Raw genomic sequence first — 10,661 nt, forward strand, 5'->3', positions numbered from 1 at the left:
TGACGGGAATATCGCCGCAGGTTTTCCGAAAGATACAGAGCTCATGGTCCTGCCCGAAGGCAGTTCCGATTGCCTCCTCAAAGATCTGAACTTTAACGCGGCCGATATCCTGACTTAACCATTCATCAAAAATTGTACAGAGAAAGTCACCAAAGGTTTTAGCAGGTACCGTTCGGTCGCTTACGGCGCGCCTGTCAGGCTGAAACTCCACCAGAGGCAGGAAACCCAGATGGCTGGCTCCTATCTGCTTGAAGAACCGGTAAACCTCTGTGGCGTGTCGGACATTCTGGTCATGAACCACGCAGAGGATATCGAAGGGGATTCGGTGCTTTTGCAGCAGCGTATATCCGCGCATCGTCTGTTCGTGCGTGGGCTCTTGCTTCTTGTTGACGCGGTACGAGTCATGTAATTCTTTTGGACCGTCGAGGCTAAGCCCCACTCCAAAACCTTCTGCTGCCAAAAAATGGCACCAGTCCTCATCGAGAAGGGTGCCATTGGTCTGAATTCCGTTGCTGATTTGCCTGCCGACAGGCTGATGCCTGCGCTGAAGCGCCACAATCTTCCGAAAATAGTCCACCCCTAAAACGGTCGGTTCTCCTCCGTGCCAGGAAAAACGAACGACAGGAGCTTCAGAGATATGGATATGCTGTTCAATATACTGCTCAAGGACGTCGTCAGGCATACGAAAGGGCTTATCTTTTCCATAGAGGTTTTCCTTCTTCAGATAATAACAGTAACGGCACTGGAGGTTACAGACGGAGCCGGCAGGTTTGGCAAAAACCTGAAATTCACGGGACGCTTTAGCCATGAGGAACCAACCTTACATATCCAGTTAAAAAAGCAATCAGGTGTGGCGCAAAAAAGTAGCATTTTATGAAGTAGTATAAGTAAATTGAGTTTCCCCGTCAAGGATCGCAGGGCGGATCAGGTCTTGTCTGCCCTGTAAAAAAGCTCACCGCCATTGGTGACCACATTCCGAACGGGTATAGTTTATTAAATGCCGTGCGTCATGTGCGATAATTGCCCCCCCCATGAATCGACCGGCAGCCTGCCCCCGGCTTTAGCCCAATAAGCCCTGTTTTTCATTCGCATTTCTCTGTAAATTGTGATAACGAGGCCGCTATATGTAAACCGGTGATTGCAACACATAGGTCTATAACCATGCGTGAGGGTACCATGGACTGAATACTGAAACCCCGTATCTCCAGAAGAGAGCGGGGTTTTGTGTTATTAAGGTTAGGATAAACTCGTTTAAAGGGGGAAATTATGAAATTGAGCAACCGGCGCAAAGTCGTATTAGCACTTACGGTAATAATTTGTATTGGTTTTGGACTTGCCTGCTCCCAAAACAAAACTTGGGTCAAGCCGGGAGCATCTCAACAGGCCCTTGACATGGACAGGAATGCCTGCACGCGAGAGGTACGAGAAGCATCCTATGCAGCCAAAGTTTCAGATCGGCATGTCGGATACTCTGAGAGAAGTAAAATGGAACTGTTCACCGCCTGCATGAATGCAAGAGGTTGGTATCTGAAAGAGCAATAGGATTGCAAGTGTGAGAGTTGCATGGATTGATTGCCGAAACCCCATTATCTCCAGAAGAGCGGGGTTTTGCGTTTCTATGAGAATTGGTTATGAAAAAATGTCCCTACTGTGCCGAAGACATCCAAGATGCCGCAATAAAATGCAGATATTGTGGTGAATGGACAAACACAGATAAATTGACCACCGACCTGAAAATGATTGCAGATAAAATATCTGCACCTCAATCTGAAATTGAGAAAAAACCATTCAGACTATCAATGAAAAATCATATTGAAGAATATGAAAAACAGCTCATTCAAGAAGTTTTATGTGCATGCGATAGCAATGTAACGAATACTGCTAAAAAACTTGGTTTAAGTAGAAAAGGATTACAACTGAAAATGCTGAAATATAATCTTCGTGAAAAGAAATAATACACCATCACCATAACTGGTTTTTTTTGGAGAAATTATGGCCGTCGGAAACAACCATCAGATTGAAAAGCGCCTCTGGGATGCCGCCGACCAGATGCGGGCAAACTCCAAGCTCAAGTCCTCGGAATACTCCATCCCCGTTTTGGGGCTCATCTTTCTGAGATATGCCGACCAGAAGTTCACCGTTGCCCGGAAGGAACTGGAGGGCAAGGGAACAGGCCGCCGGGAGGTCGGCAAGGCGGACTATCAGGCCAGGCACGTGCTCTACCTTCCCGAAGCCGCCCGCTTCCAGACCCTCCTGCAGATGCCCGAAGGGGCCAACATCGGGCAGGCCATCAACGACGCCATGCGGGCCGTCGAGGCGCAAAATCCCGACCTCAAGGACGTGCTTCCCAAGACCTACAACCGGCTGGACAACGCCATTCTGGTGGAGCTGCTGAAGATCATGGCCTCCATCGGCATGGACATCGAGGGGGACGCCTTCGGGAAGATTTACGAGTATTTCCTCGGCAAGTTCGCCATGGCGGAAGGCCAGAAGGGCGGCGAGTTCTTCACGCCCACGGCCATCGTCAAACTGATCGTGGAGATTCTGGAGCCATATCATGGCCGCATCTTTGACCCGGCCTGCGGATCGGGCGGCATGTTCGTCCAGAGCGCCCGCTTCGTGGAGAATCACCGGAAGAACCCCTCGGCGGAAATCAGCGTCTATGGTCAGGAGCGGGTGTCGGAAACGGTGAAGCTCAACAAGATGAACCTCGCCGTCCATGGCCTCGCCGGGGACATCCGGCAGGGCAACACCTACTATGAAGACCTGCACACCAGCCCGGGGAAGTTTGACTTCGTCCTCGCCAATCCGCCCTTCAACGTCAACAAGGTGGACAAGGACCGCCTCAAGGACGATCCCCGTTTCCCCTTCGGCCTCCCCCGGACGGACAACGGCAATTACCTCTGGATACAGATATTCTACAGCGCCCTGAGCGCAAAGGGCCGGGCCGGGTTCGTCATGGCGAACTCTGCGGCGGACGCCCGGTCCTCGGAGCTGGAGATTCGCAGGCAGCTCATTCAGGACAAAGCGGTGGACGTCATGGTGGCCGTGGGGCCTAACATGTTCTACACCGTGACGCTGCCCTGCACGCTGTGGTTTTTTGACCGGGGCAAGAAGGGAACGGACAGGCAGGACAAGGTGCTGTTTCTGGATGCTCGCCACATCTACAACCAGATTGACCGTGCCCATCGGGAGTTCACGCCCCAGCAGATTGAGTTCCTCGCCAATATCGTCCGGCTCTACCGGGGAGAAAAGCCGGAGAACCGACATGACAGCGCCGGCATGATGGCCGAGAAATTCCCGAAAAACAGATACACCGATGTCCCCGGCCTGTGTAAAGTTGCCACCATCAATGAGATAGAGGCGCAGGGAGGGAGCCTGAATCCGGGGCGATATGTGGGCGTGGCGGAGGGTGCGGCGGATGACTTTGACTTCAAGGAGCGCTTGCAGGAGTTGAATGAGGAACTGGAAGTCCTAAACCTTGAGGCAAGGGAACTGGAAGAGCGAATTGCGGAGAATGTGGTGAAGTTGCTGGAGGGGGCGTGATAAGGGACACCTTTAACAATTCGGTATTCGGTAATTTTGTAAAGCTTCAAAGAGGGTTTGACCTCCCAAAGCAGGACAGGGAAACTGGTGTCTTTCCCGTTGTTGCTTCAACTTCTGTTCAAGACTATCACGCTGAATACAAAGTAAAGCCGCCCGGTGTTGTTACTGGAAGAAGTGGGTCTCTTGGTACGGTACAGTACCTTCAGGTACCATTTTGGCCGCTAAACACTACGCTTTGGGTTAAAGATTTCAAAGGCAATGACCCCAAGTTTGTTTTCTATTTTCTCCAGACTCTCGGCCTGGAACGCTACAACTCTGGAGCAGGCGTCCCAACATTAAATCGTAACCATCTGGCCACGATTGATGTTGCTATCCCACCCCTCCCCACCCAGCGCAAAATCGCTGCCATCCTCTCCGCCTACGACGACCTGATTGAGAACAATCTCCGCCGCATCAAGATACTGGAAGAGATGGCGCAGAACCTCTACCGGGAGTGGTTTGTCAATTTCCGCTTCCCCGGCCACGAGAAGGTCAGGATGGTAGATTCACCCCTGGGGAAGATACCGGCGGGGTGGGAGGTGAGACGTCTGGATGAGTTATGTTCTACCGTGCTTGACGGTGACTGGATTGAAACAAAAGATCAAGGGGGTGAGGATTATCGGCTTCTCCAAATATCAAATATCGGGTTGGGTGACTTCGTTGAGACTGGCAAGTTTCGGTATGTGACACAAGAAACTTTTGACCAACTCCGTTGTACTGAAATTCGACCCGATGACTTTCTAATTGCACGGATGCCGACCCCAGTTGGCCGTGGTTGGTTGGCTCGTAAGATGCCATGGCGAATGATAACCGCTGTTGATGTAGCTATTGCCAGACCTGACACCAGTTGTATTAGTCCAGTTTTCCTGCTCTACTTCTGGAATCAGCCGTCTAACTTGGCCGCAATAGAGAAGCAAAGCTCGGGAACCACACGATTACGTATTACCAGACGTGAATTGTCCGCTATGCTGATTCCCACACCTAACCTTGCTTTACAGGACCAGTTCTCCGCTAAGGTTAAGCCTATGTTGATTATTAGTAACATCCTACGTGATAAAAACACCATCCTCCGCCGCACCCGTGATCTCCTCCTCCCCAAGCTCATCTCCGGTGAGGTGGACGTATCGGAGCTGGATATCAATATTCTCCAGGAGAACAATGCATGAAAGCTACCGAAGCCAAGTTTTTGGACTTTATCAAAAAGTCGCCACAGTTTGTCATTCCCATCTATCAACGCACTTATTCATGGACGGAGCGGGAGTGTCGGCAACTCTGGGTCGATATTTTGCGCACAGGCAGCGACGATAAAATTTCGGCCCATTTTGTGGGCTCAATCGTTTATATTGAAAAGGGGCTGTATCATGTAACGAGTCAGTCACCCCTGTTGGTTATCGACGGCCAGCAACGTCTGACCACCATGGCGCTGTTGATTGCAGCAGTAGCCAAGGCGCTGGAGAATCTTCCCGAGGAAGGCCGGGAGCCAGTGGACGGCTTTTCACCACGCAAACTGCGCAATTACTATCTCATCAACCCGGAAGAAGAAGGCGCGAGGCATTACAAACTTATCCTCTCCCAGACCGACCGCGACTCGCTCATTGCTGTTGTCGCAGGAAAAGAGCGCCCCAAAGACTATTCCCGGCGCGTTGCGGAGAACCATGAGCTTTTCGAAGCTTGGATTGACGGCTGTAAAGGTGACTTGACCGCTCTATGCAAAGGCATCGCCAAGCTGGTGGTGGTGGACATCTCGTTGAGCCGGGATCAGGACAATCCTCAGTTAATCTTTGAAAGCATGAACTCCACCGGGCGAGAGCTGACCCAGGCTGACTTAATTCGCAACTTTATTCTGATGGGGTTGATACCGGAACTGCAAGCCCGTCTTTATGAGAACTACTGGCGACCAATGGAATTAGAATTTGGGCAAGAGGCATATGGCACTCACTTCGACAGCTTCATGCGCCATTATTTAACGGTTAAGACCGGTGATATTCCAAGATTAGACGCAGTATACGACGCCTTCAAGGCTCATGCCCGTTCCCCAAAAGTGGCTGAGGCAGGCGTGGAAGCATTAGTGTCTGACATTCGAGCATTTTCACGCTATTTCTGCGCCATGGCGCTGGGGGCCGAACCCGATCCTGACTTGAAAATCGCCTTCCATGATCTACGGGAACTGAAAGTAGACGTGGCCTATCCCTTCCTTTTAGAGCTTTATCACGATTATTTTTGTGGCATTTTGTCAAAGCAAGATTTTTTGGCTGCAATTCGGTTAATCGAGGCGTATGTATTCCGCAGGGCTATCTGTAACATCCCCACCAACTCGCTTAACAAGACCTTTGCGACCTTCACGAAGGTTCTGAAAAAAGATCGCTATCTGGAAAGTATCCAGGCCCATCTTCTTCTGTTGCCTTCCTATCGGCGCATCCCGAATGACGAGGAGTTCAAGCGGGAGTTACAGGTGCGTGATCTTTATAACTTCCGCAGTCGAAGTTACTGGTTGAGGCGGCTGGAAAACCACGGGCGCAAGGAGCGCGCGGATGTGGCCGAATATACCATCGAACATATACTGCCTCAGAACGAAAACCTGTCAACGGCGTGGAAGGAAGCCCTGGGAGCTGAGTGGGCGCGTATCCGTGAAACCTGGCTTCATACCCTCGGCAATCTAACTCTAACCGGTTATAATTCAGAATACAGCGACCGGCCTTTTGTCGAGAAGCGCAACATGGAAGGTGGTTTTAAGGAAAGCCCCCTTAAACTGAATCAAGGGCTTGGTCAACTGGAACAGTGGAACGAAGAAACTATTAAGGCCCGAGCTCAAAGCTTAAGTGAGGCTGCGGTAAAGGTCTGGCAAGCACCTCAACTAAAAGCAGACATTCTGGAAGCCTATCGCTCTAAGTCCACCAAACCTTCCATTTACACAATAGAAGATCACCCATATCTCTCCTATGGAAGTGAAATGTATGGTAAAAACGTAAAAGAACTTTTTGAGGCATTACGCAAAGAAATAATGAAACTGGACCCTTGTGTTATCGAAGAATTTCTCAAGCTGTATGTTGCCTACAAGGCCGAGACCAACTTTGTCGATGTGATCCCGCAGGCCAAGAGACTGCTTCTTACGCTGAATATGCCGTTTGCTGATGTTAACGACCCGCGGGGGCTGTGCAAAAACGTTGCTGGCCTTGGTCGATGGGGTAATGGTGATGTAGAAATAAGTTTTGCCTCATTGGATGACCTGCCATATATTATGGGGCTTATCCGCCAGTCCTTCGAGCGGCAAATGGGTAATGGTGTTGAGCAATGACCCCTGCCGGCTACAGCGAAAATAGCCTTATTGAACAGCCCGCCATCGAACTGCTGAAGGCCCTTGGCTGGAAGCACATCAACGCCCTGCATGAAACCCTCGGCCCTTTCGGTACCCTTGGCCGGGACACACAGTCCGACGTCGTTCTGCGATCCCGTCTTTTGCTGGCCTTCAACCGCCTGAACCCCGGCCTTCCCCCGGAGGCTTTTGCGCTTGCCTTGGAGGAACTTTCCCGGGATCGCTCCCGCATGAGCATGGCCGCCGCCAATCGGGAGGTATATCAGCTCCTGCGTAATGGGGTAAAAGTCCGGATTCCCGATCCGGAGGGGGACGGGGAGACGGTGGAGACCGTGCGCCTGATTGACTGGGACGATTACGGCAACAACGACTTCCTGCTGGTGTCCCAGTTCTGGGTCGTGGGGGAGATGTACAAGCGGCGGGCCGATCTGGTGGGATTTGTCAACGGCATCCCGCTGCTGTTTGTGGAACTCAAGGCGTCCCACAAAAAGATAGAGACGGCCTTCACCAACAATCTGACGGACTATAAAAACACCATCCCGCACCTGTTCTGGTTCAACGCCTTCATCATCCTGTCCAACGGCAGCGAGGCCAAGATCGGCAGCATCACCTCCGACTGGGGGCACTTCAACGACTGGAAGAAGATCAACAGCGAGGGGGAGGAAGGGATCATCTCGCTGGACACCGCCCTGAAGGGCACCTGCGACCCGCAGCGTTTTCTTGACATCGTGGAGAACTTCATTCTGTTCATGGAAGTGCGGGGCGGCCTTGTGAAGGTGGTCTCCAAGAACCATCAGTATCTGGGCGTGGGCAACGCCATGGACGCCCTGCGGGAGATCAAGCAGCGCCAGGGGCGCCTGGGCGTGTTCTGGCATACGCAGGGCAGCGGGAAGTCCATCTCCATGATCTTCTTCTCGCAGAAGGTGCTCCGGAAGGCGCCCGGCAACTGGACGTTTGTCCTCGTCACGGACCGGCAGGAGCTGGACGATCAGATATACGGGACCTTTGAGAGCGCCGGGGCCATCACGGAAGGGCGCTGCCAGGCCGACAGCTCCAGGGATTTGCGCCGTCTGCTCACGGAGGATCACCGGTATGTGTTCACGCTGATCCACAAGTTCCGCACGGAGGACGGCGCCCCGCACCCCGTGCTATCGGACCGGGACGACATCATCGTCATCACCGACGAAGCCCACCGCAGCCAGTACGACACGCTGGCTCTGAACATGAGAAACGCCCTGCCCAATGCCTCTTTCTTGGCCTTCACGGGCACGCCGCTGATTATCGGGGAGGAAAAGACCCGGGAGGTCTTCGGCGACTACATCTCCATCTACAACTTCAAACAGTCCGTGGACGACGGCGCCACGGTGCCCCTCTACTATGAAAACCGCATCCCGGAACTGCAACTGAAGGACGAGCGGGCCTTCAAGGACGGCATGGACCGGATTCTGGAGGAGGCCGAGCTGGACGAGGATCAGGAGAAGAAGCTGGAACGGGAGTTTTCCCGGGAATATCACCTGATCACCCGGGATGACCGGCTGGAGAAGATCGCCGGTGACATCGTGCAGCACTTCATCGGCCGGGGCCAGCGGGGCAAGGGCATGGTCGTCTGCATTGACAAGGCCACAGCCGTCAAGATGTACGACAAGGTGAAGAAGCACTGGGCGGCGGAGCTGGAGCGCCTGAAGGGCAAGGTAAACCGCCTTGTGGGGGTGGAGCAAAAGGAGCTCACAGACAAAATCGCCTACATGACAGAGACGGACATGGCCGTCGTGGTGTCCTCCTCCCAGAACGAGGCGGCGGAAATGCTCAAGAAGGGCGCGGACATCGTGCCGCACCGCCTGCGCATGGTCAAGGAGGATTTGGACACGAAGTTCAAGGACCCGGATGACCCGTTCCGGCTGGTGTTTGTCTGCGCCATGTGGATGACGGGCTTTGATGTGCCGTCCTGCAATGTCATCTATCTGGACAAGCCCATGCGCAACCACACGCTCATGCAGACCATCGCCCGGGCCAACCGGGTCTTTCGGGACAAGGTCAACGGTTTGATTGTGGATTACGTGGGCGTGTTTCGCAATCTGCGCAGCGCCCTGGCCATCTACGGCTCCGCGTCCGGCGGCGGGGTGGGGTCCGGCGAGGAACCGGTACAGGCCAAGGCGGAGCTGGTCGCCATGCTGAAGAGCGTCATTGACCAGACTATGCAGTTTCTGAAGGAGGTGGGCGTTGCGGCTGACGCCATCATCGCTGCAGACGCTTTTATGCGCGTAAAGCTGCTGGATGAGGCCGTGGAGGCTGTGCTGGTCAACGACGAGACGAAAAAGCGCTTTATGAACCTTTCCAATACGGTCAACCGCATCTACAAGGCCATCCTGCCCGATCCCAAAGCCAACGAGTTCGTCCCACCCTGCTCGCTGTTTCGGGCCATTCAGTGGAAGATTGAAGCGCTCCAGCCGGAAGTGGATGTGTCCGGCGTCATGGAAAAGGTGGAGACGCTTCTGGACAGCAGCATCACGGCCCGGGGCTATGTGATCCGGGAGGCGATGGACATCCACGGGCGCAAAAAGATCATCAATCTGGCCCAGGTTGATTTTGAGGCGCTGAAAAAGCGGTTCTCCAGGGAACGCAAGCGTGTGGAGGTGGAAAAGCTCCGGGGGATCATCAATTCGGCATTGGAGCGGATGGTGCGCCTGAACAAGACCCGGGCGGACTATCTGGAGAAGTTCCAGCGCATGATTGATGAATACAATGCCGGGGCGGCCAATGTGGAGGAGTTCTTTGACAGGCTGCTGAAGTTTGTCAACGAGCTGCGGGAGGAGGAGAAGCGGTGCGTATCCGAGGGGCTGACTGAGGAGGAACTGGCCATCTTTGACCTCATCACGAAACCGGACATGACGCTCACGAAGCAGGAAGAGGCGCAGGTCAAGAAGATCGCCCGGGAGCTGCTGGAAATTCTGAAGCGGGAAAAGCTGGTGCTGGACTGGCGCAAGACACAGGCACGGCGGGCAGCGGTGCGGGTGGTGATCCAGGACAAACTGGACGAGCTGCCCCCGCTGTTTATCAAGGACATCTACAACCGGAAATGCGACGCCGTCTATCAGCACCTGTATGAGAATTACTACGGCGAGGGCCGAAGTGTGTATTCGGCGATATGATGAAGCCGGCTAATGATGCAAACGCTTCTCAGAACAGGGCATGCGCGAGCTGATCTGGGCCGGGCAGATTCCGGTAGTAAGGCATCCCGGCGGCAGGAAGATTTTTGTGGATATTCTTCGGTCTGCGGTTGGGATGCAATCTGCAGACATCATCTTGAATTGGATTGAGATTAATCCCATTCTATCTTCATGCAACCCAAAAGATTAATACCCCATCTCCGTAATGATCTTATTGGTCACACTATCCAAAAAAGCCATCTGCGCCCGCAGTAAATCGTAAGAATTGCCCAATACATTTGTGAAGATCACATAGGCAATATCCTGTTCCGGTTTGTAATACATATTCGTCAAATAGCCTTCATGGGCGCCGTTATGCCCGTAACCTCTCGATGGTTTGTAGTCAATGCCAAGGCCGTATTTAGAGGTTGATCCCGGTTTTTCCGGCAAACCGGCCATCATCATTTGGACCGTATCCATTGTCAAAACGGTCTTGCCGGTAAATAATCTCTTTGCCCATAATGCAAGTTCATGCGGTGTTGATATGATATTGCCGTTCGCTACAAATGGCGACATGTTTGAAAGCGTTTTATCTGTAAGGGTATCGTTTTCCCATG

At 52.9% G+C, this 10,661-nt stretch carries 8 protein-coding genes; 6 read left to right on the plus strand and 2 right to left on the minus strand.

Going from position 1 to position 10,661, the window contains the following annotated elements; translation table 11 throughout:
* Nucleotides 1-808, minus strand: an 808-nt coding sequence (locus PHV74_11775; GenBank protein MDD5095039.1) for a radical SAM protein, incomplete at its 3' end; no start/stop codon positions are given.
* A 458-nt stretch (nucleotides 809-1,266) separates the two neighbouring features.
* On the opposite strand from PHV74_11775, the gene PHV74_11780 reads away from it, so the two are divergent.
* The 6 genes from PHV74_11780 (at nucleotide 1,267) to PHV74_11805 (ending at nucleotide 10,047) form a co-directional block, all read left to right on the plus strand.
* Complete coding sequence (locus PHV74_11780; protein MDD5095040.1) at nucleotides 1,267-1,542, plus strand: hypothetical protein; 276 nt, start codon at nucleotides 1,267-1,269, stop codon at nucleotides 1,540-1,542.
* Nucleotides 1,543-1,631: 89 nt separating this feature from the next.
* Complete coding sequence (locus PHV74_11785; GenBank protein MDD5095041.1) at nucleotides 1,632-1,955, plus strand: helix-turn-helix domain-containing protein; 324 nt, start codon at nucleotides 1,632-1,634, stop codon at nucleotides 1,953-1,955.
* Nucleotides 1,956-1,992: 37 nt separating this feature from the next.
* A complete protein-coding gene (locus tag PHV74_11790) occupies nucleotides 1,993-3,546 on the plus strand; it encodes a class I SAM-dependent DNA methyltransferase (GenBank protein ID MDD5095042.1) in 1,554 nt (517 codons plus the stop codon).
* Complete coding sequence (locus PHV74_11795; protein ID MDD5095043.1) at nucleotides 3,543-4,751, plus strand: restriction endonuclease subunit S; 1,209 nt, start codon at nucleotides 3,543-3,545, stop codon at nucleotides 4,749-4,751. Before PHV74_11790 ends, PHV74_11795 begins: the two co-directional genes overlap by 4 nt.
* On the plus strand, nucleotides 4,748-6,880 hold the full coding sequence (locus PHV74_11800) for a DUF262 domain-containing protein (protein ID MDD5095044.1): 2,133 nt from the start codon (nucleotides 4,748-4,750) through the stop codon (nucleotides 6,878-6,880). Before PHV74_11795 ends, PHV74_11800 begins: the two co-directional genes overlap by 4 nt.
* Nucleotides 6,877-10,047 (plus strand): type I restriction endonuclease subunit R, encoded by a 3,171-nt coding sequence (locus PHV74_11805; protein ID MDD5095045.1) that lies wholly within the window; start codon nucleotides 6,877-6,879, stop codon nucleotides 10,045-10,047. Before PHV74_11800 ends, PHV74_11805 begins: the two co-directional genes overlap by 4 nt.
* Nucleotides 10,048-10,251: 204 nt before the next feature.
* On the opposite strand, the gene PHV74_11810 is transcribed toward PHV74_11805, so the two are convergent.
* A partial coding sequence (locus PHV74_11810) for a serine hydrolase (GenBank protein MDD5095046.1) occupies nucleotides 10,252-10,661 on the minus strand: 410 nt, incomplete at its 5' end.

This window comes from Dehalococcoidia bacterium (genome assembly GCA_028711995.1).
Lineage (GTDB): Bacteria > Chloroflexota > Dehalococcoidia > SZUA-161 > SpSt-899 > JAQTRE01.